General features: G+C 74.1%; 21 protein-coding genes and 1 pseudogene. 5 read left to right on the plus strand and 17 right to left on the minus strand.

Features of this window, described 5'->3' with window-relative positions; translation table 11 throughout:
- The first annotated feature begins 33 nt into the window (after positions 1 to 33).
- Complete coding sequence (locus tag ACIBG6_RS31695) at positions 34 to 807, plus strand: VOC family protein (RefSeq protein WP_399226157.1); 774 nt, start codon at positions 34 to 36, stop codon at positions 805 to 807.
- A 21-nt stretch (positions 808 to 828) separates the two neighbouring features.
- Here the strand turns inward: ACIBG6_RS31695 and ACIBG6_RS31700 are convergent, their stop codons facing one another.
- The 16 genes and pseudogenes from ACIBG6_RS31700 to ACIBG6_RS31775 all read right to left on the minus strand — a co-directional run bounded on the left by ACIBG6_RS31700 (position 829) and on the right by ACIBG6_RS31775 (position 20,070).
- A complete protein-coding gene (locus ACIBG6_RS31700) occupies positions 829 to 1,581 on the minus strand; it encodes a PIG-L deacetylase family protein (RefSeq protein ID WP_399226158.1) in 753 nt (250 codons plus the stop codon).
- Positions 1,578 to 2,510, minus strand: coding sequence for an SIS domain-containing protein (locus tag ACIBG6_RS31705; RefSeq protein ID WP_399226159.1), 933 nt, complete (start codon positions 2,508 to 2,510; stop codon positions 1,578 to 1,580). The genes ACIBG6_RS31700 and ACIBG6_RS31705 overlap by 4 nt, the downstream gene beginning before the upstream one ends.
- 88 nt (positions 2,511 to 2,598) lie before the next feature.
- Entirely contained in the window at positions 2,599 to 3,747 is a 1,149-nt protein-coding gene (locus tag ACIBG6_RS31710; protein ID WP_399226160.1) for a GntR family transcriptional regulator, read from the minus strand.
- Positions 3,748 to 3,873: 126 nt separating this feature from the next.
- Positions 3,874 to 5,181 (minus strand): alpha/beta fold hydrolase, encoded by a 1,308-nt coding sequence (locus ACIBG6_RS31715; RefSeq protein WP_399226161.1) that lies wholly within the window; start codon positions 5,179 to 5,181, stop codon positions 3,874 to 3,876.
- A gap of 98 nt (positions 5,182 to 5,279) precedes the next feature.
- Positions 5,280 to 6,740: a cellulase family glycosylhydrolase gene (locus ACIBG6_RS31720; RefSeq protein ID WP_399226162.1), complete on the minus strand. Its 1,461-nt coding sequence runs from the start codon at positions 6,738 to 6,740 to the stop codon at positions 5,280 to 5,282.
- A 167-nt stretch (positions 6,741 to 6,907) separates the two neighbouring features.
- Positions 6,908 to 7,837 (minus strand): ABC transporter substrate-binding protein, encoded by a 930-nt coding sequence (locus tag ACIBG6_RS31725; protein WP_399226355.1) that lies wholly within the window; start codon positions 7,835 to 7,837, stop codon positions 6,908 to 6,910.
- A 44-nt stretch (positions 7,838 to 7,881) separates the two neighbouring features.
- Positions 7,882 to 8,556, minus strand: a complete 675-nt coding sequence (locus ACIBG6_RS31730; protein ID WP_399226163.1) for an ABC transporter permease — start codon at positions 8,554 to 8,556, stop codon at positions 7,882 to 7,884.
- The gene (locus ACIBG6_RS31735) at positions 8,553 to 9,233 is read right to left on the minus strand and encodes an ABC transporter permease (protein WP_399226164.1); all 681 of its coding nucleotides are present in this window, start codon (positions 9,231 to 9,233) and stop codon (positions 8,553 to 8,555) included. The genes ACIBG6_RS31730 and ACIBG6_RS31735 overlap by 4 nt, the downstream gene beginning before the upstream one ends.
- Before the next feature lie 111 nt (positions 9,234 to 9,344).
- On the minus strand, positions 9,345 to 9,737 hold the full coding sequence (locus ACIBG6_RS31740; protein ID WP_399226356.1) for a VOC family protein: 393 nt from the start codon (positions 9,735 to 9,737) through the stop codon (positions 9,345 to 9,347).
- Positions 9,738 to 9,829: 92 nt separating this feature from the next.
- Entirely contained in the window at positions 9,830 to 10,660 is an 831-nt protein-coding gene (gene nadE / locus ACIBG6_RS31745) for an ammonia-dependent NAD(+) synthetase (RefSeq protein WP_317601566.1), read from the minus strand.
- 88 nt (positions 10,661 to 10,748) lie between these two features.
- Positions 10,749 to 11,906: pseudogene (locus ACIBG6_RS31750) on the minus strand (sulfite oxidase); the annotation flags it as partial.
- A 220-nt stretch (positions 11,907 to 12,126) separates the two neighbouring features.
- Positions 12,127 to 14,307 carry an ATP-binding protein gene (locus ACIBG6_RS31755; RefSeq protein ID WP_399226166.1) on the minus strand — a complete coding sequence of 727 codons (2,181 nt, stop codon included), beginning with the start codon at positions 14,305 to 14,307 and terminating at the stop codon, positions 12,127 to 12,129.
- Positions 14,308 to 14,340: 33 nt separating this feature from the next.
- Complete coding sequence (locus ACIBG6_RS31760; RefSeq protein WP_399226167.1) at positions 14,341 to 15,939, minus strand: molybdopterin-dependent oxidoreductase; 1,599 nt, start codon at positions 15,937 to 15,939, stop codon at positions 14,341 to 14,343.
- A 139-nt stretch (positions 15,940 to 16,078) separates the two neighbouring features.
- Complete coding sequence (locus ACIBG6_RS31765) at positions 16,079 to 16,729, minus strand: sigma-70 family RNA polymerase sigma factor (protein ID WP_399226168.1); 651 nt, start codon at positions 16,727 to 16,729, stop codon at positions 16,079 to 16,081.
- Between the two features lie 196 nt (positions 16,730 to 16,925).
- Complete coding sequence (locus ACIBG6_RS31770; protein WP_399226169.1) at positions 16,926 to 18,299, minus strand: cryptochrome/photolyase family protein; 1,374 nt, start codon at positions 18,297 to 18,299, stop codon at positions 16,926 to 16,928.
- Between the two features lie 157 nt (positions 18,300 to 18,456).
- Positions 18,457 to 20,070, minus strand: a complete 1,614-nt coding sequence (locus ACIBG6_RS31775) for an SDR family oxidoreductase (protein WP_399226170.1) — start codon at positions 20,068 to 20,070, stop codon at positions 18,457 to 18,459.
- Between the two features lie 62 nt (positions 20,071 to 20,132).
- On the opposite strand from ACIBG6_RS31775, the gene ACIBG6_RS31780 reads away from it, so the two are divergent.
- Together ACIBG6_RS31780 and ACIBG6_RS31785 are read left to right on the plus strand one after the other, a co-directional pair.
- A complete protein-coding gene (locus ACIBG6_RS31780) occupies positions 20,133 to 20,627 on the plus strand; it encodes a MarR family winged helix-turn-helix transcriptional regulator (RefSeq protein WP_399226171.1) in 495 nt (164 codons plus the stop codon).
- Between the two features lie 125 nt (positions 20,628 to 20,752).
- Positions 20,753 to 22,888 (plus strand): MMPL family transporter, encoded by a 2,136-nt coding sequence (locus ACIBG6_RS31785; protein WP_399226172.1) that lies wholly within the window; start codon positions 20,753 to 20,755, stop codon positions 22,886 to 22,888.
- Between the two features lie 12 nt (positions 22,889 to 22,900).
- Here ACIBG6_RS31785 and ACIBG6_RS31790 read toward each other — a convergent pair whose 3' ends face one another.
- Positions 22,901 to 23,530: a fasciclin domain-containing protein gene (locus ACIBG6_RS31790; protein ID WP_399226173.1), complete on the minus strand. Its 630-nt coding sequence runs from the start codon at positions 23,528 to 23,530 to the stop codon at positions 22,901 to 22,903.
- 283 nt (positions 23,531 to 23,813) lie between these two features.
- Between ACIBG6_RS31790 and sigK the strand changes: the two genes are divergently transcribed.
- Together sigK and ACIBG6_RS31800 are read left to right on the plus strand one after the other, a co-directional pair.
- On the plus strand, positions 23,814 to 24,338 hold the full coding sequence (gene sigK / locus ACIBG6_RS31795) for an ECF RNA polymerase sigma factor SigK (RefSeq protein ID WP_399226357.1): 525 nt from the start codon (positions 23,814 to 23,816) through the stop codon (positions 24,336 to 24,338).
- The gene (locus ACIBG6_RS31800) at positions 24,335 to 25,096 is read left to right on the plus strand and encodes an anti-sigma factor domain-containing protein (protein WP_399226174.1); all 762 of its coding nucleotides are present in this window, start codon (positions 24,335 to 24,337) and stop codon (positions 25,094 to 25,096) included. Before sigK ends, ACIBG6_RS31800 begins: the two co-directional genes overlap by 4 nt.
- Positions 25,097 to 25,122: the final 26 nt, after the last annotated feature.

Below are 25,122 nucleotides of genomic sequence, written 5' to 3' on the forward strand. Positions count from 1 at the left end.
CAGTCACGGACGACGGAAGGACAGGACACCTCCATGCTCGGTACGCAGTTCACCACGGGTTCCCCCAGTTGGATCGATCTCGGCAGCCCCGACACCGAGGCGGCCGCGGCGTTCTACGGCGCCGTCTTCGGCTGGGAGTTCCGCTCGGCGGGCCCGGACGCAGGCGGCTACGGCTTCTTCCAACAGGACGGCCGCACGGTCGCCGCGCTCGGCCCGCTCACCGAGGAGGGCGCCAGCAGCGCCTGGACGGTGTACTTCGAGACCCCGGACGCGGACGCCACGCAGAAGACCGCCGAGTCGGCGGGCGGCACCGTGCGTCTCCCCGCCTTCGACGTCATGGACGCGGGCCGCATGGCCGCCCTCACCGACCCGGGCGGCGCGCAGTTCGCCGTATGGCAGCCGGGGACCACGAAGGGCCTGGAGCGGACCTCGTCCACCAACACCCTCGTCTGGGCGGAACTCCACGTCGCCGACCCGGAGTCCGTCCTCGCCTTCTACCGGACGCTGTTCGGCTGGCGCTGGGCGGAGATGGAGGCGCCCGGCATGACGTACCGGGTGATCTCCACGGCCGAGGGCGACCAGGAGGACGCCTCCTTCGGCGGAGTCGCCGAGCTCCAGGGGGACACACCGCACTGGATCGCGTACTTCGCGGTCGAGGACGCCGACGCGATGGCCCGCACGGCCCAGAGCAACGGCGGCTCGGTCCTCATGCCGGCGGCCGACATCCCGGACGTCGGCCGCATCGCCTGGCTCGCCGACCCCTTCGGCGCCCCCTTCGCGGTACTGAAGCCGGCGCCGATGGGGTGAGCGGGCCCCCTCCGGCGCCCGTCAGCGCGGGAAGAGTTCGAACGTCACCGCCGGGCGGTCGCCGAAGTGGGCGGCCGCGCGGCCTGTTGCCGTCGTGAGGAAGGAGCGGACGTACTCCTCCGGGTCCTCGTCCGTCAGGGCCTCGATGTAGGCGCGGTGGCAGAGCAGGGAGCGGATGGCGCGGTCCAGGCCCGGGGTCGCGTCGACCGCGTGGGTCGGGGTGCTGGAGGCCGCGACCGCCACCCAGCGCACACCGTCCCAGGGCTCCAGGCCCTGTTCGGTGAGCTCGGGGAAGATCCAGCGGTTGCCGGCGTCGGCAGCCGCGTCGAGCGTGGCGCGGCCGACGGCGAGGTGGTCGGGGGTGTTCCAGGGGGCGCCGGGGCCACCGCCCCAGGTGTCGCGGTGGTTGAGGGTGATGACGAGCTCGGGGCGGTGGCGGCGGATCGCCGCCGCGATGTCGCGGCGCAGCCCGAGCCCGTACTCGATGACGCCGTCGCGGTGGTCGAGGAAGTCGACCGTTTCCACGCCGACGACGGCGGCGCTGTCCCGCTGTTCCCGCTCCCGCAGCGGGGCGCAGACGTCCGGGGCGAGGCTGTCGATGCCGGCCTCGCCGCGCGTGGCGAGGACGTAGACGACCTCCTTCCCCGCGTCCGTCCAGTCGGCGACGGCCGCCGCGCAGCCGTACTCCAGGTCGTCGGGGTGGGCGACGACCGCGAGGGCCCGCTGCCAGTCGCGGGGCATGTCCAGGAGGTCCGTGGCGTCGTTCTCGATCATGAGCGCAGGATACGGGCCGCGTCCGAGGCGGTCGGGCGGAACGCTCCGGCGAGGATCACCGAGCGCGAGATGTGCCGTGGGCGGTCGGGGTTGAGTCCGCGCCGGTCCGCGAGGGCGACGGCGAGCCGCTGGGCGCGGACGAGCGCGGCGACCGGGTCGATCGCGTCGGCGGCGAACAGGGCGCCGGTGGACTCCACTTCGTCCCGGAGCCCCGAGGGGGCGGGGCCGAAGCAGCACACCAGGCTCGTCCGGTCGCTGATGCTGATCGGGCCGTGCCGGTACTCCATCGCCGCGTACGACTCCGTCCAGGCGCGGGCCACTTCGCGGAGTTTGAGCGCCGCCTCGTCGGCGAGCCCCACGGTCCAGCCGGTGCCGAGGAAGGTGAACTGGCCGCGCCGCTCCCAGACGGCCGGCAGCCGTTCGTACAGGACGAGTTCCGCGTCCACGATGGCGGGCGTGAGGTCCACCCCGAGTCCGGCGCGCAGGAGTTGGAGGGCGGTCGTGGCGAACCGGGTCTGGACGACGGAGCGTTCGTCGGCGAAGGCGAGGTCGACGGTCTCGTCCGCGAGCTGTCCCGCCGGGCTGTCGGGGACGCCGGTGAGCACGAGGGTCGGGATGCGGCCTGCCGCGCCGGCCAGGAGGTTCACGACCTCCGTGGTCGTACCGGAGCGGGTGAGGGCGACGATCCGGTCGTAGCCGCGGCCGAGCGGCGTCCGGTCGGAGGCGGGGAAGGCGTCGGTCTCGCCCGCGCCGAGGGACTCGCGCAGCGCGGCGTAGGCGCGGGCGATGAAGTACGAGGTGCCGCAGCCGACGACGGCGACGCGCTCGCCCCGGCGCGGCAGCCGGGCGGCGTGGCGGTCGGCGGTCTCGGCGGCGCGGCGCCAGCAGTCGGGCTGGCTGGCGATCTCCGCGGTGACGTGGGTGCTCATGGTGCGGTCCTCTCTCGCGGACTCCCCCGTGGGGTCCGGACCGAGTTCTACCGGCCGGGGGCAAGAGCACACCATGAGCAATAGGTGCTCACCGCTTGGACTTTTGCTCGGCGCCCGCTCCCCTCGCGACCGCGCGTCCGCCCCCACAGGAGGCGCGGACGACGAGCCGGGGCCTCAGCTGCACCTGGTGGAGCGGGGCGGCGTCGCCCTCGGCCAGGCGCCGGAGCAGGATCTGCGCGGCGAGCCGCCCGAGCTGGTACTTGGGCGGCGAGACGGCCGTCAGCGGGGTCTCCGCGACATCGGCGAACTCGTTGTCGTAGCTGATCAACGCCAGGTCCTCGGGCACCCGGAGCCCGGCGCGGCGGACCGCCCCGAGCATCAGCACGGCCTCCCGGTCGCCGAAGCAGAGCGCGGCGGTGACCCCGGCGGCCCGCAGGGCGCCGAGGGCCCGGTCGGCGCGGTCCGGGTCCCAGCCGGCCATGACGTCCCGCTCGTACGGCGGCGCCTCGGGCAGCCCGAGGTCGGCGAGCGCCCGGGCGAAGCCGGACTCGATGGGCGCGGTGGTGGGCGCGTCGGTGCGGGCGACGAGACCGAGCCGTTCGTGGCCGAGGCGGTGCAGATGGCGCACGGCGTCGTAGGCGCCGCCCTCGTGGTCGGTGCAGACGTGCTCGGTGGCGTCGCCGGGGCCGTGGGCGGCGAGCCGGCGCTCGACGAGGACGGCGGGCACGGGCAGCGCGAGGAGTTCCTCGGCGCGCCGGCCGGGGTCGATCGCGGTGTGCAGGCTCGGGACGAGGAGGAGCCCGTGGACGCCGTCGGAGAGGAGCCGTTCGACGGCGGCGTCCTCCTCGTCGGGGTCGTAGTGGGAGCAGGCGAGGACGAGCCGGGCGCCGTCCGCCGCGAGTTCCTTCTCGATGCCCTGGAGGACGCGCGGGTAGTAGAACGTGGTGTCGGGGACGAGGACGCCGACGACCCGGCGGCCCGTCCCGCCCCGCTCGGGCCGGTGGGCGGCGAAGGTGCCCGCGCCCTGGCGGCGCTCGACGAGGCCGAGGGCGACGAGGTCCTCGTAGGCGCGGCGGACGGTCGTCACCGACAGGCCCGTCTCGGTGGCGAGCGCGCGCTCGGTGGGGAGTTTGCTGCCGGGCGGCCAGGTCCCGTCGAGGATGCCGCGCCGCAGCTCGGCCATGAGGGCCCGGAACTTCAGTTCCCGGCCGGACGCCGGAGTCTCGCGTCCCGCCATCCGGGCCCCCTCGCGCTCACCGCGCCGCACGCGGCGCGCTTGCTGGTCGATTGCGCGCCGCATCCTATGCCCGGGTGATGTGCCCGGACGATATGCCTGGCGGATCGGCGCACCGGCCCCCGGAGGTCAGGCCTCGTCCCTGGCGAGCGAGAGCAGCCGGTCGAGGACGCGCGGCCCCCCGGCCCGTACCCCGTCGTGCTCGAACTCGTCGGTCACCCACGTCCGCAGGCCGCGCACGGCACTCGCCGTTTCGAGGGAGTGGGCGGTGTCCACGTACATGTCGTCGTGGTAGACGGCGGCGGCGACGGGGATCTCGTTGGCGGCGAGGCGCTCGGGGTCGTAGAGCGGGTCCCAGTCGGCGCGTGCGGCGAGCAGTTCGGCGGTCTCGCGGAGCGGCCGCAGGGCGGGGTCGGTGGTGAAGTGCCAGGGGTGGACGGTCTCCCCGGTGAAGAGGAAGGGCGCGCCCGCGGAGAGGGCCGACGCCGCGTCGAACTCGGGGAACTCGCCGCGTACGCGCTCGGCTGCCCAGTCGGTGGGGCCCTGCCCCTGGGCGTAGATGGCCTCGTGGAGCACGGCGTAGAGCGGGTGGCCCGCGTACGACAGGTGGGCCTGGACCTGCTCCAGGAAGGCGTCGGCGAGCGCGGGTCCGCCCGGGGTCGGGACGAAGGCGTGCTCCAGGAGCAGATGGAGCTGGTGGGTGCCGTCGCCGGAGCCGAGGAGGATGCCGAGGGACTGGAAGGCCTCGACCGTCAGGAGCCCGCCGCCGGGGAGGGTGACCTCGCGGTCGAGGAGGTGGGCGGCGATCGCCCGGGCCCGTTCGGCGTCCTGCGGGTAGCGGGCGAAGTGGGCCTCGTTCTTGCGCCGGATGCGGGGGTAGGCGGCGCGGTAGACCTCGTCGGCCGTGGCGTACAGGGAGGGAAGGCCTCCGGTGACGAGGACCCTCTCCAGGCCTGCGGGGGCGGTGGAGAGGTAGTGGGTGGCGCAGAAGCCGCCGAAGCTCTGGCCGAGGACGGTCCAGGGAGCGCCGCCGGTGAGGCGTCGCCGGATCAGCTCGCAGTCCTTGACGATGGAGTCGGCGCGGAAGTGGGCCAGGTAGTCGGCCTGCTCGCGCGGGGTGCCGCGCAGGGGCAGGGTCTGGCGGTTGGCGGGGGTGGAGCGGCCGGTTCCGCGCTGGTCGAGGAGGAGGACGCGGTACTCGCGCACGGCCCGTCCGAGCCAGGCCTGCGGGCCGACGAAGCGGCGGGCGCCGAAGCCGGGCCCGCCCTCCAGGTAGACCAGCCAGGGGAGCTGGTCCCGGTCTTCGCCGGTCTTCCCGCCGGCCACGAGTTCGCGGCCGTAGATCTCGATCCGCTCACCGTCGGGGCGGGCGTGGTCGAGGGGGACGGGGAAGCGGTGGTCGGTGAGGACGAGGCCCGGCTGGCGGTAGGTGGTCAACGCTGCTCCTGCTGCTCCTGATCGGTACGCCCCCGCCAGGACAGTGGATCACATGGCGGGGGCGTACCCGGGGACAGGGCGGGGCGGGGCGGCGCGGGTCAGGAGGTGGGGAAGGAGTCCGCCGTCCTGATGCGGTCGCGGATCCAGACGCCGGCGGGCTTGAGGGAGCCGGTGCCGGTCCATGTTCCGCCGGCGGCGCAGGTGCCGGGCTTGAAGACGGCGCCGCTGCGGTCGTCGTCGGAGAAGTTCCAGTTGACCCAGCTGATCTTCTTCGCGGCCATCAGGTCGAGGTACTTCTGTGTCATGGCGAAGTCGTTGCTGCCCTCACCCGCGTAGTTCTGCGTGCCGAACTCGGTGACGAAGACGGGCAGCTTGTCGGCGGCGCGGGACAGGGTGTTCAGGTACTCGTCCCGGTGGGAGTACGCGTAGAAGTGGAACGTGTACATGATGTTGGTCGCGTTCACGGGGTTGGACACGACCTCGGACTCGTTCGCCCCTTCCGAGACGCCGAACGAGGACCAGGCGCGGGTGCCGACGAGGACCGGCGTCTCGGCGTCCTTGGCGCGGATGACGGGGATGAGCTGCTCGGCGTAGCTCTTGATGCGGGACCAGTCGACGCCGCTGGGCTCGTTGGCGATCTCGTAGAGCAGGTTGGTCTTGGAGCCGTGGCGCTGGGCGATCTCGGTGAAGAAGGTCTTGGCGCGGGCGAGGTTGTGGTGGGGGTCGCCCGGGTCGAGCATGTGCCAGTCGACGATCACGTACATGCCGCGTGCGGTGGCCTGCTCGATGAGTGAGTGCGCCAGGTCGGTGTACTTGCGGGGGTCGGTCTCGTAACCCCCCTCCTGGACATATGTGGAGACGCGCAGGACGTCGGCGTTCCAGTCCTTGGCCAGGGCGTCGAGGGAGCCGCCCGTCAGGCACTGCGCGTACCACTGGGTGCCGTGGCTGGACATGCCGCGCAGCTGGATCGGCTTGTCGGAGCTGTTGCAGAGCTTGGTGCCGCAGACCTTGAGCTGGCCGTTGATCGCGGCGGGGGTGGTGCCGGTGGGCGGCGGGGTGGTCGCGGTGTCGACGGTGAGGTGGTCGACGTTGGGGCCGCCGTTCGCGGTGGTGGCGGTGGCGCGGACGGTGTTGGCGCCGGCCTTGAGGGTGGCGGTGATCTGTGTGGTCGCCCAGCTGGTCCAGGCTCCGGTGCCGGCGAAGGCCTTGCCGGAGGCGGCGGTGGTGCCGTTGACGGCGATGTCCATGGGGCGGTTGGTCGTCGTGCCGTTGGCGTACCGCAGGGTGAGTGTGGCGGTGCCCGCCTGGGCGGCGTTGACGTTCCACTGGACGTAACTGCCGCTGACGTTGTCGTAGTTGACGAATCCCGTGCCGGTGAATCCGGTGTGGTTGGACTCGGCGAGGCCCTGGGAGACGGTGGCCGTCTCCGCCTCGTGGGTGACGGGGGCGGCGGTCGCGGTGGGCGGTGCGGTGGCGAGGCCGAGGAGCAGGGCGCCGAGGGCGGTGCCGGCGACGCCGAGGCGCCGGAGTCGGGGTCGTACGGATCGTGCCGAAGTCATGGGGGTCTCCACGGAACGATGAACGAGGGGTGAGGGATGGGGCGTTGGACGGACAGTTCGACTGGAAGGAAACTTTCCTAACGGATGAATAGCAGGGGTCCGGAGCGCCCCGCAAGGGTCATGACAAGAGACGCTGTTCAGCGGGCTGACGACGTGGCCTCGACTCGTCAGCCCGGAATCAGGCCCTTCCCGGCGAGGTAGTTCCGCGCCACGTCCTCGGGGAGGCGGCGCCAGCTGTCCACCCGCTCGTTGAGCTCCGCCAGATCGGCCGTGGTCAGGACGGTGTTGAGGCGGTCGAGGGCCTCCGTGACGCGTGCGCTCCCGGCGCGGGCGCGGTTCACGACGGGCACGATGTGGTCGGCGTTCTGGAGGTTCTTGTCGTCGGCGAGGAGGACGAGCCCGAAGTCGTCGAGCGTGGCGTCCGTGGTCGTCGTGAGCACCAACTGGTCCTGGCCGCTCTGGACGGCCTGCTTCGCCTGCGTCGTCCCGACGCCCTTGGGGTCGACGGCGGTCACCTCGATCCCGTAGACCTTCGCCAGACCGGGGGCGCAATACGGCCGCCGGACGCACTCGTCCCCGGCCGCGAGCCGGACGGGGAGGCGGGCGGCGCCGAGGTCGGTCAGGGTCTTCAGGCCGTGCTCGGCGGCGTAGGCGGCGGTGACGGCGAAGGCGTTCTGGTCGACGGCGCGGCCGGGGTCGAGGACGGTGAGCCCGCGCGGGGCGGCGAGCGCGCGGAGGGCGGTCATGGTCGTGGCCAGGTCGGGCGAGCCGACGGTCGGCGCGTCCGCGCCGTTGACCTTGGCGTTCAGCCAGTCGGCGAAGGTCGCCGCGTACTCCGGTACGACGTCGATCTGCCCGTTCTCCAAGGCGGGTTCGTACAGCTCGCGGTTGGTGACGGAGAGGATCTTCGTGCCGTAGCCGGCCTCTTCGAGGAGCAGCGCGTACATCTGGGCGAGCAGGTCGCTCTCGGTGAAACCGGCCGAGCCGACGACCAGGCTGCGGCTGTCGCCGGGCGGCGCCGTGACCTCGCCCTGATCCTCCAGGCTCGGGCCCGCGGCACAACCGGAGAGCGAGAGGGAAAGGGAGACGGCTAGCAGCACTGCCGTGGGTACGTGGACTGCCGCGGGCACGCGGGGCGGCCTCACGCGCCGCTCCCCCGCGCCCCGGCGGGCGCGAGGCGCTGGACCCCCTCGAAGACCCCCTCCACCAGGAGCGCGAGCGCGGCGACGAGGAGGGCACCGGCGACGACCTGGGGAGTGGAGGCGAGGTTGAACCCCGCCGTGATGATCCGGCCGAGCCCGCCGCCGCCGGCGAGCGCGGCCACGGTGGCGGTGGCGACGAGCTGGACGGCGGCGATCCGTACGCCGGTGAGGACCATCGGCAGCGCGAGCGGCAGTTCGACCCGGGCGAGGGTCTGCCCGCCCGTCATGCCCATGCCCCGGGCCGCCCGTACGACGTCGGCGTCGACGCCGCGCATCCCCACGTACGCGTTGGTGAGCAGCGGGGGCACGGCGAAGAGGACGAGCGCGATGATCGTCGGCCACTGGCCGTACGGGCCGAGGGGGCTGAGGAGCAGCAGGACGAGGACGGCGAAGGTGGGCACCGCACGGCCCGCGTTGGCGAGGTTCACGGCGAGCGCGCCGCCCTTGCCGAGGTGACCGAGGACGAGGGCGACGGGCAGGGCGACGAGGCAGCTGAGTGCGAGGCAGACGACGGTGAGGAAGAGGTGCTCGCCGAGCCGTTGCCAGACGCCGTTCTCGCCGGACCAGTGCGCGGCGGTGGTCAGCCAGGACCAGGCGTCGGTCAGCGTGGTCACGCGGCCTGTCCCCGGGTCCAGGGGGTGAGGAAGCGCTGCGCGCCGAGGAGGAGCAGGTCGGCGATGACCGCGATGATCACGCAGAGGACGGAGGCGGTGAGGACCTGGCCCTTGAAGTAGGTGTTCATCCCGGCGTAGATCAGGTTGCCGAGGCCGCCGTGGCCGACGATCGCGCCGATGGTGACGAGGGAGACGGCGGAGACGGTGGCGATGCGCAGCCCGGCCATGGCGGCGGGCAGCGCGAGGGGCAGTTCGACGGCGAGGAGCAGGCGGATCGGCCCGTAGCCGAGGCCGCGCGCGGCCTGGCGCGTCTCCTCGGGGACGGCTCGGAGCCCGGCGAGGATGTTCCGTACGAGGAGGGTGAGCGAGTACAGGACGAGACCGGCCACGACCAGGGCTGCGGAGAGTCCGTACACGGGCAGGAGCAGCGAGAACATCGCCAGGGACGGGATCGTGTACAGGACCGTGGTGATCCCGAGGACGGGTCCTGCCGCCCAGCCCCAGCGGCGCGCGACGACCGCGAGGAGCAGGGCGAGCAGGAGGCCGAGGGCGACCGAGACGACGGTCAGCTGGAGGTGCTGGACGACGGCGTCGGTCAGGATCTCGCCGCGCGTGGACACGTAGGCGCCGCAGATCCATTCGTTGCGGGCGAGGCAGTCGTCGGGCGGCGCGGTCACCTTCCCATTGCAGGCGGTACGGGGGTCCGTCCGCACCCCGGCCGGGCCGTTCGAGTGCGGAGCCGGGCCGTTCAGGTGCGGAGCCGGCCCCCGGCCCCTGGTTCCCGCGGGTCAGATGTGTTCGTTGAGGACGGACAGGACGTTCCCCGCCGGGTCCGTGAACCAGGCGATCGTCGGCGTGCCGTCGCCGCCGCGCAGGATGCCCTTCTCGTCCGCTTCGAAGCCGGGGTAGCGCTCCAGGGTCACCCCGCGCGCCGCCAGCTCGTCGACCGCCCGGTCGACGTCGTCGACCTCGAAATTGAGGATCGTGTACGAGGCGGGGGTGTGGTCCTCCTTGGGGTACACGAAGAGCCGGGTCCCGCCCGCCAGGGTGAGGAGCAGCATGCGCATGTCGCCCTCCCCCTGCTCCTCCACCTTCAGACCGAGGGTCTCGCCGTAGAAGCGCCGGGCGGCGTCGAGGTCGTCGACCGAGAAGCCGCTGAACGCCGTGGTCTCGCCGAACATGGCGTACTCCCTTCCTGGGGACTCGTCCGAGGCCCCCTTCCAGGATCCGCCGACGGGCCGCGAAGCGCTCAGGGGACGCCCGAAGGCCCTGCTCAGGGAGCGATCGGCAGCTGTCGCTTGTGCTCGGTGAGCCGGTAGCGGCGGACGATGGAGGCGAAGGCGGCCTCCGCGACCGGCTTGCCCTCCAGGAAGTCGTCGATGTCGTCGTACGTGACGCCGAGCGCGTCCTCGTCGGGCTTGCCCGGGTCCAAGGTCTCCAGGTCGGCCGTCGGGACCTTCCACACCAGACCGGCCGGGGCGCCGAGCTCGGCGGCGACCGCGCGGACGCGCCGCTTGGTGAGACCGGTGAGCGGGACGACGTCGGCGGCGCCGTCGCCGAACTTGGTGAAGAAGCCGGAGACGGCCTCGGCGGCGTGGTCGGTGCCGACGACGAGACCGTCCTGGGCGCCGGCGACCGCGTACTGGGCGATCATCCGCTGGCGGGCCTTGATGTTGCCCTGCACGAAGTCCTGGTGGTGGGCGTCCCGGAAGGTCACCCCGCCCGCGAGGCACGCCTCCAGGGCCGCGTCGCTCGCGGCCTTCACGTCCACCGTGAGGACCTGGTCGGCGCGGATGAAGCCGAGGGCGGTCTGCGCGTCGCTCTCGTCGGCCTGGACGCCGTACGGCAGGCGCATGGCGTAGAAGGTCGCGTCGTGGCCGGCTGCCCGGACCCGCTCGACGGCGAGCTGGCAGAGCCGCCCGGCGGTGGTCGAGTCGACGCCGCCGCTGATGCCGAGGACGAGGGAGCGCAGCCCGGTGGAGGTGAGGCGCTCGGCGAGGAAGGCCACTCGGCGCTCGATCTCCACGGCCGGGTCGAAGGTGTCGGACACCTCGAGGTCCCGGGCGATCTGCTGCTGGAGGGCGGTGGACGCCGCGTCGGTCACGGGGGTCTCCTCGTCGGGGTCGGGCTGGCTGCGATGTACCGGGGTCGACTCTACGCGCCGCCCGATCAGGCGACGGACGGGTCCGGGTGCAGAGCACGTCGACCCGCTGGACGAGGTTGTTGGCGAAGCCGCCGCGGTTCCACGGGGCGGCGAGCGGCTGGACGCGGCCTCCGGCGTCGGTGGCCCGCACGGCGAGGTGGTGCGGCCCGGGTGTCGCCGTCCACGTGGTGTGCCAGGAGGACCACGCCCAGGGGTGCGCGGGGTCGTGGTCGAGGACGGCGTCGGTCCACGCCGCACCGCGGTAGTACGTGCCGGCCTCGCCCTCCATGGCGTCCTCGCCGATCTCTCCGACCTCGACGCGGGTGACCGGGCCGTGCCCCGACCAGGCGCGCCCGGCGAGCGGGACGGGTCCGGGGCGGACGACCCGGGCGCGGGACATGAAGTCCGGGAAGCCCGGCGGGATCATCAGGGCGCGGGGCGCGATGAGGGTGACGGGCTCCCCGGGCTCGTCCCCGTCCGTCGACGCCCGGATGCGGTAGGCCACGCTCTGCTGGAAGCCGGTGTACGGGTCGGCGGTGACCGTGATGTCGTGGAGCCACTTCACGTGGGCCATGCCGTACCAGCCGGGGACGACGAGCCGGAGCGGGCTGCCGTGCTGCGGGGGCAGGGGCGCCCCGTTCATCGCGTACGCGACGAGGACGTCCCGCGCCGGGTCCGCCGCGACCGACAGGGGCAGGCTGCGCCGGTAGTCCTGCTCGACTCCCCGCTCCACCCCGTGGTCTGCGCCGGTGAACACGGCCTCGACCGCGTCCTCGGCGGTCCCCGCCTCCGCGAGCAGTTCGGCCAGCGGGACGCCCGTCCACTCGGCGGTGCCGACGGCCTCGACGAGCCAGGGCTGGCTGACGGGCCGGGGCGTGAGCCGGGCGCGGCCGTTCCCGGCGCACTCCAGGGTCACGCGGCGCGTGACGGAGGGCCGGGCGCGCAGCCCGTCGACGTCGAGGGCGAGCGGTCGGAGCACCCGGCCGCCGAGGGTGAGCGTCCAGCCGTCCGGGTCCGTGGCGGGGATGTCGTAGTGCACGAGGACGTAGTGGAGGCCGGGCGGGGTCACGTCATACCGCAGGGCTTCCAGCGGCATCCCGTGGTTGCGGGCGGCGAGGGCGAGTTCCTCGGCGGTGATGCCCTCGTCGGGGCCCGCGAGCCGCCCGGGGGCGCTGATGCCGCCCGGTTCGCTCGGGGATCCGTCCATGCCCTCATGGTGCGCCTGGCGCCGCAGGGTGTCCTGTCGGTGGCGCGGGGCGCGCCCGCCCCACCGGCAGGCCGGCCGGGAGCACGGTGCCCGGCCCCTGCGCCGGACACGCCGTACGCGGGGCCCGCGCCCCTATCGCCGCCGGCGCGGCCGGAAGCGGGGATCCGTCTCTTCCGCCGAAGCGGCCGGAAGCGGGGCCAGGCCCGCCGTCGGGCTGCCGTCAGCCCTGCGGCGAGCCGCGGAGCGCCCGGTCGAGGCCGTCCTGCGGGAGGCCTGTGAGGGCGCGCAGGAAGATCTCCTCGTAGGCGGGCTCGCCGATGGTCGCGCGGGCCGTGTCGGTGTACTTCTCGCGGAGGGCGCGCAGACCGGGCAGACCGCGACGGGGCTGGCCGGTGGAGCGCCAGTAGGCCTCGCCCGTGCCCGAGACGTCGGCCGCCCGCTCGCCGTCGCCGGCGGCCGCGAGGGCGGTGGCGAGGACGTCGAGGCCGAGGGCGACGCCCAGGCTCGCGCCGAGCCGCCGGGTGCCTTCGAGCATGGCGCGGGCGTGCCCGGCGGCGGCCGCGGGTCGGCCTTCCAGGAGGCCGGTGAGGGCGAGCTGGTACTCCAGGGCGGTACGGGTCCAATGCTCGTCGAGCTCCTCGCAGAGGGCCCGGAGCGCGAGGGCCCGCTCGCGTGCCTCGTCGAGCCGGCCCAGGCCGGTGAGGGCGAAGACCCGCACGAGGCCGCAGCGGAGCCGGGCGGCGGAGTCGGCCGGTCCGCCGGACACGGCGTCGAGGACGTGGTCCACGACGACGAACGCGGCCATGGGGCGGCCGGTGGTCAGGGCGAGGAGACCCGCGAGGGCGGCGGCGTCCAGGGTGAGGTCGCCGGGCCGGGGCCGCCCGGCCCCCGCGTACGGATCGTCCGGCCGCTCTCCGCACCGCGCCTCGGACCGTGCCTCCCGCCGCCCCTCCGGCAGTCCCTCCGGACGCTCCTCCTCCAAGGCTTCGTCGTACTCCGTGTAGCGGGCCTCGCGGGCGCAGCGTTCGCTGACGTCCTGGGCCGGGCCGAACTCGCCCTGGAGGACGAGGGTCACGCCGAGCGCCCAGAGGGCGCGGGCCCGGGCGCGGCCACGGGAGCCGCTGAGGAGCAGGGCCTGTTCGAGGCCGTCGCGGGCCTCCCGGAGGCGGCCGCGGCAGGACCAGGCGAAGGCGACGGAGCCGACGAGGTCGAGGGCCGCGTCGGGGTCGGTGCGCAGCAGCCGGTCGAGGGCGGTGCGGAGGTCGGTGTGCTGGGCGTCGACGCTCCGGTACCAGCGGAGCTGGCGGGCGCCGAGCCATTCGGTGTCCGCGCGGCGGGCGAGGCCCCGGAAGTGGGCGGCGTGCCGGTCGGCGACGGTCCCGGTCTCGCCGGTCCGCTCCAGCCAGGTCGCCCCGTACGCGCGGATCGTGTCGAGCATCCGGTGGCGCCCGGCTCCGTCGGGCGGGCGGACCACGGAGGACCGGACGAGTCCGTCGAGGGCCTCCGGCAGGGTCGCCGGGGTCAGCGGGCCGCCGGAGCACACGGCGATCGCCGAGGCGAGGTCGAAGGGGCCGCGGAAGACGGAGAGGCGGGCCCAGAGGAGGCGTTCGAGCGGGGCGCACAGCTCGTGGCTCCAGCCGATGGCGGCGCGCAGGGTCTGGTGCCGGCTGGGCCACACCCGCTCGGGGTGGGCGAGCAGGTCGAAGCGCGCTCCCGGCGGGGTGTCGAGGCGGGTCCCGAGCTGGTCGCGGACGGCCTCGGCGCCCTGGAGGCGGATCTGCGCGGCGGCCAGTTCCAGGGCGAGGGGGATGCCTTCGAGGCGTACGCAGATCTCCCCGGCGGGTCCCGCGGCGGGGAAGTCCTCCCCGGCGGCCCGGCGGAGCAGCTCCAGGGCGTCCCGCCCCGCGGGCGGCAGCGGGTCGAGGGCGACGATCCGTTCGCCGTCGACGCCGAGGGGACGGCGGCTGGTGGCGAGGACCGTGAGTCCCGGGGCGGCGGCGAGGAGGTCGGCGACGAGCCGGGCGCAGGGGCCGGCGAGGTGCTCGCAGGAGTCGAGGACGAGGAGCAGCCGGTCCTCGGCGAGCCTGCGGCAGAGGGCGGTGCTCGCCATGCCGGGGGTGTGGTCGGCGAGGTCGACGGAGTCGGCGACGAGCGCGACGAGGAGCCGGTCGCCGTCGAGGGGGGTCAGGTCGGTCCACCAGGCGCCGTCCGGGAACCGCTCGGCGGCGCGGTGCGCGGAGCGCAGCGCGAGCCGGGTCTTGCCGACGCCGCCGACGCCGGTCACGGTGACGAGGCGGTGCTCCGCCAACGCGGCGGATATCCGGCCCAGTTCCGTGCGGCGCCCCACGAACCCAGGGTTCTCGTCCGGAAGATGTCCACGCACGAGTGCAGTGTCCCTCATGAAGGCGAGGAACGGGCGTACGGATCCGGTTCGTTACGCACCTTCGACGGTCACCACCACCGAGTGCCATCCCTGCGCCCCGTCGGGCATGGTGCCGGTGCGCTCCTCGGGCTGGGTGGCGCCGGTGCCGTCGGTGGCACGGACGGTGAGGGTGTGCCGGCCGGGAGTGGCCTGCCACGGGTGCACCCACTGGCGCCAGGTGTCACGGCTGTCCTCGGCGGCGAGCTTGGCGTCCCGCCAGGGGCCGTCGTCGATCCGTACCTCGACGCGGGCGATGCCCCGGTGCTGGGCCCAGGCCACTCCGGCGATCATCACGGTGCCGGCGGCGGGCCGGGCGAGGGCGCGCGGGGTGTCGATGCGGGACTGGGTCTTCACGGGCGCCTCGGCGGCCCAGCCGCGCGGGACCCAGTAGGCGTCGTAGGCCTCGAAGGTGGTGAGCTCGATCGACTCGATCCACTTGCAGGCCGAGACGTACCCGTACAGGCCGGGGACGAGCATGCGGACGGGGAAGCCGTGGGTGAAGGGCAGGGGTTCGCCGTTCATCCCGAAGGCGAGGAGGGCGTCGCGGCCGTCCATGACCTCCTCGACGGGCGTGCCGATGGTCATGCCGTCGACGGAACGGGCGACGAGCTGGTCGGCGGAGCCGCCCTCGGAGGGCGGCCGGACGCCCGCCTCGCGGAGCAGGTCGGCGAGGTGGACGCCGAGCCAGCGGGCGTTGCCGACGTAGGGGCCGCCGACCTCGTTGGAGACGCAGGCCAGGGTGAGGTCCCGCTCCACCACCCTGCGCGCCATCAGCTCGGGGAGGGTGAGGACGCGTTCCTCGCGGACGCCGCCGCCGTGGAGGCGCAGGCGCCAGCGGTCGGCGTCGACCTTGGGGACCACGAGCGCGGTGTCGACGCGGTAGAAGTCGCGGTTGGGGGTGAGGAACGGGCTGATGCCGGGGATGCGGAGCTGCGCCCCGGCGGGTACGGGCGGGGCGGCGGATGCCGGGCGGGGCAGGCGGAGCGACGCCCGGGAGGCGGCCGCGTTCTCCGCGACGGGCGAGCCGGCCGCCCTGCCGAGCGCGGCGGCGCCGGTGGCGGCGAGCCCGGCGGACGCGGCGACGATCAGGAAGCCGCGCCGGTCGGACCGATCGGTGGCGTCCGGTCGTGCGGCGGCGCCTGCGCGAGGGGCCAGGAGGCGGCCGATCAGGACGTACAGCAGGACCGCGCCGACGGCCGCGCCGACGAGGGAGGGCACGGCGTCCAGGGCGGAGTCCGAGTCGGGGCGGGTGACGGCGGCGAGTGCGCCGAGGAGGCCGAAGGCGCCGACCGCCACCGAACCGGCCACCCGGTGCCGGAGCGCGAGCAGCCCGATCCCGGCGGCGAGCAGGCCGAGGAGGACCAGGATGCCGAGCTGGAGGACCGCCTTGTCGCTCTCGCCGAAGACGCGGATCGCCCACTGCTCCACGGCCGCCGGGGTCCGGTCGACGACGGTGTCGCCGACGGCGGGCACGGGGCTCGCCTCGGGCCGGACCCAGAAGGCGACGAGGTCCGCGACGGCGAGCGAGACGTACGCGGCGACGAGGCCGCCGACCGCTGCCAGGAGTCGGTCCGTGCGCGTGGGCTCGCGCGGGGGCGCTGAGAGGGTCATGCTTCTCATTCGGCATCGACGGCGCTCCGGATGGGGTGATTCACCTGGAAGGGTGGACCTCGGTGCCCGCCGGCCCCTTCCCGGACCCCCCGCCCTGGGCTGCCTCGCACACGCGTCACCCGTGCGTCGTTTTCGGGCCTCAGCGCGCGAGAACGGTGGCGGCACGCCGGCTCCGCCCCGGCGCCCCGCCCAACGAGCGGCGCATCCGGTCGAGACCGCGCCGCGCGTGGCTCTTCACGGTGCCGAGCGGCAATCCGGTCCGCTCGGCGATCTGGACGTGGGTGAGGTCCCCGTAGAAGGCCATGGCGAGGACCTCGCGCTGCGCGGTGGGGAGTTTCGCGAGCTCACCGCTGACCACGAGCCGGTCGAGGACCGCGTCGGGGCCTTGGGCGGACGCGTCGCGCTCGGGGGCGAGCCGCGCCCCGGCCGCGGTCACCAGGTTCCGGCGGCGGGTGCGGGCGGAGAGGGCGTCGGCGATCTTCCGCCGGGTGATGCCGACCAGCCAGCCGGGGAACGGGCCGCGCTCCGGCCGGTAGCCGGCGCGGCCCCGCCAGGCGGCGAGGAAGACCTGCTGTCCGACGTCCTCCGCCTCCTTGGGGTCGCCCAAACAGCGGGCGGCGAGCGCGGTCACGAGGCCGGACCATCGGACGTACGCGGCGGCCAGGCAGCGGTCGTCGCCGCGCACGAAGCCTTCGGCGATCTCGCGGTCGGACAGGGACCCGGCCTCGCCGGCATCGCTCCACGGCGACGGCGACGGCGACGGCCGGAGGGCGACACTCGGTGCGGACATGGCGACTGCTCCTCTGGCCTGGAGTTGACTGGACTGGGTTGGAGTGGATGGGACTGGACATGACCGGTCGGCGGGGCGGGGCCCGTCGCGGGCACCCTCAGGCTCCGCCACGGCGCCGCCACCGCTCCACTCGCATCGCTTGTGCGTCGTATCGTGTGCCCATGACCGAGGCCTCACCGGGTCTCACCAGCGGTGCTCAGTCCTGACCCCGGGCGTGCCGGAAGCGGGCGAGCCCGTCGGCGAGTTCGACCATCGGGTCGGGGTAGTCGTAGCGGGCCCGTTCGAGGCCGGGCAGTTTCCACGGCTCGTGGATCGCGGGGCCCGCGAGTCCGGCGAGTTCCGGCACCCATCGCCGTACGTAGGCGCCGTCGGGGTCGTACCGCTTCCCCTGGATCACCGGGTTCAGCACCCGGTTGGGGCGGCTGTCGGTGCCCGTGCCGGCCATCCACTGCCAGTTGAGCTGGTTGTTCGCGACATCGCCGTCGACCAGCAGGTCCATGAAGTGCCGCGCGCCGTCGCGCCAGTCGAGGTACAGCGTCTTGGTGAGGAACGACGCCGTGAGCAGCCGCCCCCGGTTGTGCATCCAGCCCTCGTGGGCGAGCTGTCGCATCGCGGCGTCCACGACGGGGTAGCCGGTGCGGCCCTCCTGCCATGCCCGGAAGTCGGCCCGGGCCTTCTTGCCGCGTCGCCAGCGGTCGTGGCGGGGGCGGTAGTCGGCGGAGGCGGCGTCGGGGCGCGCGGCGAGGACCTGGTGGTGGAAGTCGCGCCAGCAGAGCTGCCGGACGAACGCCTCCGCGCCGGGGCCGCCCCGCGACCGGGCACGGTGGACGGCCTCGGTCGCCGAGACGGCTCCGAAGTGGAGGTACGGCGACAGGCGCGAGGTCGCGTCGCCCGCGAGGTCGTCGTGGCCCTCCTCGTACGCGTCGACGCCCCGGCGCAGCCAGCGGGCGAGCCGCTCGCGGCCCTCCTTCTCGCCGCCCGTGGCCAGACCGGCGGAGGCGGAGGGGGCGTCGGCAGGGGTGGGCAGGCCCTCGGACGGGACCTCCGCGGGTACCCGAACGCGGCCGGGCGCCGCGAGCGGCTCGCGCAGACGCTCGTGCGACCAGCGCCTGAAGTAGGGGGTGAAGACCGCGTAGTGGTCCGAGCCGTTCGGTGTCACCGTGCCGGTGGGCAGGGCGGTGACGACGCCGTCGTGGACGTACAGGCGCCGCCCGTCCGCCTCCAGGGCGCGGCGCAGCCGGTCCTCGCGGCGCCGTGCGAAGCCGCTGCACCCGGCCGCCATGTGGACGTCGTCGGCGTCGGCCTCGCGCACGACCCGGCACACCTCGGCGACCGGGTCGCCCGAGCGGACGACGAGCCGGCCGCCGCGCGCCCGCAGTCCGGCGTCGAGGCCGGTGAGGCAGGCGGCGAGGAAGGCGAGGCGGTTCGGCGCGGACCGGCCCGCGCGGTCCACCGCCGGATCCCGCACGAACAGGGGGACGACCTCGTTCCCCTGGCCCAGCGCCGCGCGCAGGGGCGGATGGTCGTGGACGCGGAGGTCCGAGGTGAACAGGACGACCGAGACGTTCATGGGCACCGCTCCTGGCAGGGGACCACCGACCTCCGCGCGACGCGCGGGCCCGGTGCTCGCTGGGCTGACCTTGCGGGGGTCATTCGCGGCGAGTGCGTGCGCCGGATGCGGTCTGCGAGCGGCGGGGGGGCGGGACCGTCGGACCGCGCCGTCACTCTCACTCCCCGCGCTCCGGCGCGGCGGACGGCGGTGCCTGGAGTCCGGCGGGTGCCGGGCGCGGCCCTGTGGCGGCATCGTCCGGGCGCCGCTCCGTCCCTTCCGGCTCCGCCGCCCCGCCCGCCTCCGCGTTCCGGGCGATGTTGCGGGCCATCCCTCCGAAGACCACGGCGTGGAACGGCGAGACGCTCCACCAGTAGGCCTGGCCGGCCAGGCCGTGCGGGTGGAACAGCGCCCGCTGGCGGTAACGGGTCGCCCCGTTTCCGTCGCGCTCGACGTACATCTCCAGCCAGGCGAGCCCGGGGAGGCGCATCTCGGCCCGCAGCCGCAGCAGTCTGCCGCGCTCGATCTCCTCCACCCGCCAGAAGTCCAGCGAGTCCCCGACTCTCAGGCGCAGGGCGTCGCGCCGCCCCCGGCGCAGCCCGACGCCTCCGACCAGTCGGTCGAGCCAACCCCGGACGGCCCAGGCGAGGGGGAAGGAGTACCAGCCGTTCTCCCCGCCGATGCCCTCGACGACCCGCCACAGCGCCTGCGGCGAGGCGTCGACGGTCAGCTCGCGCTCGTCGGTGTAGAGGCTGCCGCCCGCCCAGTCGGGGTCGGTGGGCAGCGGGTCGCTCGGCGCGCCGGGCACGGACGCGGAGGACCAGCGGGTGTCGATCCGGGCCTCGCGGACCCGTTGGAGGGCCAGCGCGAGCGCCGTGTCGAAGCCGAGGGGGTGGCCGGGCGGGTCCGGCACCAGGTCGGCGATGTCGTGCTCGTCGCAGACGACCTCGTACCGGAGCGACTCGGCGAGGGGGCGGGCGAGGGACCTCGGGACGGGGGTGACCAGGTTGATCCAGTGGCTGGACAGGCGCGGTGTCAGCACCGGTACGGGGAGGATGAGCCGCCGGGGCAGTCCGGCGACGTGCGCGTAGCGACGCATCATCCCGAGGTAGGTGAGGACGTCGGGGCCGCCGATGTCGAAGGCCCGGCTGACGTCGTCGGGCATCCGTGCGCTGCCGACCAGGTAGCGCAGGACGTCCCGGACGGCGATCGGCTGGATCCGGGTGCGTACCCAGCTCGGGGTGACCATCACGGGCAGTCGTTCGGTGAGGTAGCGGAGCATCTCGAAGGAGGCCGATCCGGACCCGATGATGACGGCCGCGCGGAGCACCGTGGCGGGGACCCCGGATTCCAGGAGGATGCGCCCGACCTCGGCGCGTGAGCGCAGATGTGGCGAGAGCTGCCCGTCGGGGACGCCTCGGGGAGTGAGGCCGCCGAGGTAGACGATGCGGCGGACCCCGGCGGCGCGGGTCTGTTCGGCGAAGGTGAGGGCCGCCAGGCGGTCGGTACGCTCGAAGTCGCGCCCTCCGCCCAGGGCGTGCACCAGGTAGTAGGCGACGTCGACGTCCCGGAGGGCGGGGGCGAGGGTCTCGGCGTCGGTGACGTCCCCCTGGACGGTCTCCACCTCCCCCGCCCAGGGATGGTCGCGCAGCTTCGCGGGGGTACGGGCCAGGCAGCGCACCCGGTATCCGGCCGCCAGGAGTTCGGGGACGAGGCGCCCGCCGATGTAGCCGCTCGCGCCCGTGACCAGGCAGAGCGGTCCCTGGGGTTCCTGTCCTGACGCGTTTCTCATGTGATCGCTTCCCTCGATGCGGCCGCTGTGGATGCACCTTGCGGTATCTATAGGCTGATCGTGTGGCCAGTACAGAGGAATCCGGGACCGGTGGGACCCACCCCGAGAGCGCTCCGGGTGATCTCCAGAGCTTCGCGCGCGCGTTGCGGCGGGCGAACGGTGAGATCAATCGACTGGTCCATGGTTTCGCGCTCGCGCAGGGACTGCATCCCACGGACGTCCAGGCGCTCTCGGTCGTCCTGGACAGCCCGGAACCGCTGACGCCGGGCCGGCTGAAGGACCACCTGGGGCTGACGTCGGGGGCGGTGACGGCCTGCCTCGACCGACTGGAGAAGGCCGGGCACGTCCGGCGCTCCCGGGAGAGCGCCGACCGCAGGGTGGTGCACGTGCACTACGTGGAGGGGGCGAAGGCCGCCGCGCGCAGCTACTTCATGCCGTTGGCGCAGGCGGCGGACCGGGCTCGGCTCAGGTTCGACGAGGAGGAGCTGTCCGCGGCCCTGCGATTCCTGGAAGCGCTGAACGAGGAACTCGGCGACCTGCGCGTGCCCCGCCGCTGACCGGTCCGCGATTTCCGGCTCGTACCCCGTCCCGCCGCTTCCCGTGAGTCGTGCTTCAATCTCTCTCAATCATTGAGATTCTTTTGCATTGAGATACCTGCCGAGACCTCGTCCCTGGAGTCCGTATGTCCCGCCCCACGCGAAGGGCAGCCCGTCTCCTGCCCCTCGTCCTGCTCGTCGTCTGGCTCGCCGTCGGCGGCGGCCTCGGGCCGTATGCCGGAAAGCTCGGCGAGGTGGCCACCAACGACCAGGCCGCGTTCCTCCCCCGCAGCGCGGAGTCCACCCGGGTGATCGAGGCCCAGCGGGCCTTCCGCCAGGAGGAGACGCTCCCCGCGCTCGTCGTCTGGACCTCACCAGGCGGCGGACGAATCGGCCCGGAGACACGCTCCGCCGCCACGCGCGCGCTGGCCGCGCTCGCCGGCACGCCCGGGGTCGTCGGCACCCCGTCCCCCGCCCTGCCCTCCGAGGACGGCGAGGCGCTGCGCGGAGTGGTCCAGCTCCGCCCCGACCTCGGCGAGGAACTGACGCCCACACTCGGCGCGGTCGACCGGGCCGCCTCCTCCGTGCCCGGCACCACCGTGTGGCTGGCCGGTCCCGCCGCCACCCAGGCCGATCTGTCGGACGCCTTCGCCGGCATCGACGGACTGCTGCTCGCGGTCGCCCTGGTGACGGTGCTGCTCATCCTGCTGCTCGTCTACCGCAGCGTGCTGCTGCCCCTGGTCATCATCGTCGGCGCGGTGTTCTCGCTCGCCCTGGCCTGCGCCGTCGTGTACGTGCTCGCCGACCACGACATCGTCCGCGTCGACGGCCAGGTCCAGGGCATCCTGTCGATTCTGGTCATCGGCGCCGCCACCGACTACGCCCTGCTCCTCGCCGCCCGCTACCGCGAGGAGCTCGCCCGCCACGAGGGGGACCGCTTCCCGGCCATGCGGGCGGCGCTGCGCCGGTCGGCCGGGCCGATCACGGCCAGTGCGGCCACCGTGGCGCTCGGCCTCCTCGCGCTCCTGTTCAGCGATCTGACGAACAACCGGGCCCTCGGTCCGGTGGGCGCCATCGGCATCGTCTGCGCCGTGCTGAGCACCCTGACCTTCCTGCCCGCCGTCCTGGTCCTGCTCGGCCGCGCCGCGTACTGGCCCGCCCGGCCGCGCCCGTCCGAGTCCGAGAGCGGCGGCACCGGGATCTGGCGGCGGGTGGCCGCTCTCGTGGACCGGGCTCCGCGCAAGGTCTGGGCGGCGACGCTCGCCGGGCTCCTGGCCTGCGCGGCCTTCGCCCCGACGCTCGACTCCAAGGGCGTCCCGCTCGACGAGATCTTCGTCAACGACGCTCCCTCCGTGGCCGCGCAGGAGACGCTCGGCCGGCACTTCCCGGGCGGGGCGGGCAATCCGGCGATCGTGATCGCCGAAGCGGGCTCGCTCGCCCGGGTGAAGGCGGCGGCCGAGGACGTCGAGGGAGTGGACTCGGCCGACGCGGTCACCGCCTCCGGCCGGCCCGGGACAGGTGCGCCGCTGGTCGTCGAAGGACGGGTCCGGATCGACGTCACCCTGGCCGACGCGGCGGACAGCGACGCGGCCCGGGCGACCGTCGCCCGGCTCCGCACGTCCGTGCACGCGGTGCCGGGGGCGGACGCCCTGGTCGGCGGCTACACGGCGCAGCGGTACGACACCCAGCGGACCGCCGAGCGCGACCGGATGCTGATCGTGCCGGTGGTGCTCGCCGTCATCCTGACCATCCTCGTCGGCCTCCTGCGCTCCGTCCTGATGCCGCTGCTGCTCGTCGCCACGGTCGCCCTGAACTTCGTCGCCACCCTCGGGGTCTCGGCCCTGGTGTTCCAGTACGTCTTCGGATTCACCGGTACGGACTCCTCGGTGCCGCTCTACGGGTTCGTGTTCCTGGTGGCGCTCGGCGTGGACTACAACATCTTCCTGATGTCCCGGGTCCGGGAGGAGTCGCTGCGGCACGGCGTCCGGGAGGGGGTCCTGCGCGGGCTGACCGCCACCGGCGGTGTCATCACCTCCGCCGGTGTCGTCCTGGCCGCCACCTTCGCGGCCCTGGGCGTCATCCCGCTCGCCTTCCTGGTGCAGATCGCCTTCATCGTCGCCTTCGGCGTGCTCCTGGACACCCTGGTCGTCCGCTCGCTCCTCGTCCCCGCCCTCGTACGCGACCTCGGCCCCGTCGCGTGGTGGCCGGGCGAACTCAGCCGGCGTGCGACGGGGCCCGAGGGCGGTGGTGGCGCCGCTCCGAAGGAGACCTCCGCCGTGTAGGCATCGGCTCCGTTACTCGGGCATCAGCACCGTGTCGATGATGTAGACCGTCGCGTTGGCGGTGGGGACGTTGCCGCAGACCACCTTCGCGGAGTCGTTGACCGTGACGGACTCGCCGGAGCCCTTGGTGGTCAGCGTGCTCTTCTGGAGGGTCTCGAAGGAGCCGTTCTCCAGCTGCTTCGGGGTCAGCTTCTCTCCCACGACGTGGTACGTGAGGATGTCGGTCAGCATCGCCTTGTCGGCGAGGACCTTGCCCAGGTCGGCCTTCGGGATCTTGGCGAAGGCGGCGTCGGTCGGCGCGAACACCGTGATGTTCTCCGCGTTGTTGAGCGTGTCCACAAGACCGGCCTGCTTGACCGCCGCGACCAGCGTGGACAGTTCCGGATTGTTCGAGGCGGCCGTGGCCACCGGGTCCTTCGCCATCCCGTCGAAGGACCCGGCGCCCTCCGCCGGCACCGAGGCGCATCCGGGACCGAAGGGACCGTCGGCCGTCGCGGTGGCCGGGGTCGACTGCGAGGGCGCCGCCGCGGGGGCCGCCGCTCCGTCGCCGCTCGCCTCGGCCGAGCAGGCGGTCAGGCCCAGCGGCAGCAGGACGGCGGCGGTCACGGCGACGGTGGCACGGCGGAAGGTCTGGCTGTTCATGATCGCTCCTGAGGCTTCGGGGCTCACCGGTCGGTGTGTCCCACGCCCGTTATTCGGCGCGAGCCCGCGTCCGGACGGCTCTTTCGCCCGAAGGAGTGATGAGGAACCGCCACCGCCCCTCGGTGGCACGGAGCCGTACGAAAGACCCGTGAATCGACCCGTCCGGCGGGCCGACGGCTCCGAATCCTCCACGTACCCGAGTGCTTTCTGGAGGATCTCCCCGGTGACAGAGAACGTACGGATCGGCAGGGCCCGGTCCACGGCTCCGGACCTGCCCGAACTGATGGGCCGGGTGGCCCTCGGCGACCAGCAGGCCTTCACGGGTGTCTTCGAGGCCGTCTCCGGGCCGGTGCTGGGCCTCGTGCGCACCGTGCTGCGGGACCCCGCCCAGTCGGAGGAGGTCGCCCAGGAGGTGCTGGTCGAGGTGTGGCGTACCGCGGCCCGCTACCAGCCCGCGCGCGGGTCGGTGATGACCTGGGTCCTGACCCTCGCGCACCGCAGGGCCGTCGACCGGGTGCGCTCCGAGCAGGCGGCGTCGGCCCGGGAGAAGCGGGTGGCGCTCCTCGACCACACACCGGCCTACGACGAGGTCGTGGAGCAGGTGGAGAGCCGGCTGGAGCGCGAGCAGGTACGGCGCTGTCTGCGCAACCTCACGGAGTTGCAACGCCAGTCGGTGACGCTGGCCTACTACCGCGGCCTCAGCTACCGCGAGGTCGCCGAACTGCTCGCGGCGCCGCTGGGCACCGTCAAGGCGCGGATGCGCGACGGTCTCGTCCGGCTCCGCGACTGCCTGGGGGTGGGCGCGTGAACGCCACGGATCCGCACACGCTGACCGGTGCGTACGCGCTCGACGCCCTGGACCCCGAGGAGCGCGGGGCCGTGCGGCTGCACCTGGCCGGGTGCGCTGCGTGCGCCCTGGAGGTCGAGGAGTTCTCCGAAACCGTGGCCCGGCTCGGTCTCGCCGTCGCGGGGACGCCGACCGCCGCCCTGCGGGCCGGGGTGATGGAGCGGATCGCGACCGTACGCCAGGAGCCGCCGCCGACCGGGCAGGCGGTGCGCACCACGGCGCGCGGGTGGCTCGGCGTCCGCCGGTGGACGCGCTGGGCGCTGGCGGCCTGCCTCGCCACGGCGGTCGGGTTCGGCGGGGTCGCCGCCTGGCAGTACGAAAGCGCCGGGGACGCCCGGCAGGAGGCGGACCGGGCGCGGGCGGCGAACGACGCCGTCGCCGTGGTCCTGGCCGCCCCGGACGCGCGGATCTCCACCGGCCGGCTGGACGGGGGCGCCGTGGGCACGGTCGTCGTCTCGGCCTCGCTCGACCGGGCGGTGTTCGCGGCGTCCGGCATGGCGCCTCCGCCTCCCGGCAAGGTCTACCAGCTCTGGTACGCCGACGGCGACGGCACCATGCGGCCAGCGGGGCTCATGGACCCGGGGGCCGGCGCCGAGGCGACCCTCCTCGACGGCCCCGTGGACGGGGCGTCGGGGATGGGAGTGACCGTCGAACCGGCCGGGGGCTCACCGCGGCCGACCTCCGACCCCGTGGCGGTGCTCGCCTTCCCCGCGACCTGACCCGTACGCGCCCCACGCCCCGCGCC

The sequence above is a fragment of the Streptomyces sp. NPDC050842 genome (genome assembly GCF_044456565.1).
Lineage (GTDB): Bacteria > Actinomycetota > Actinomycetes > Streptomycetales > Streptomycetaceae > Streptomyces.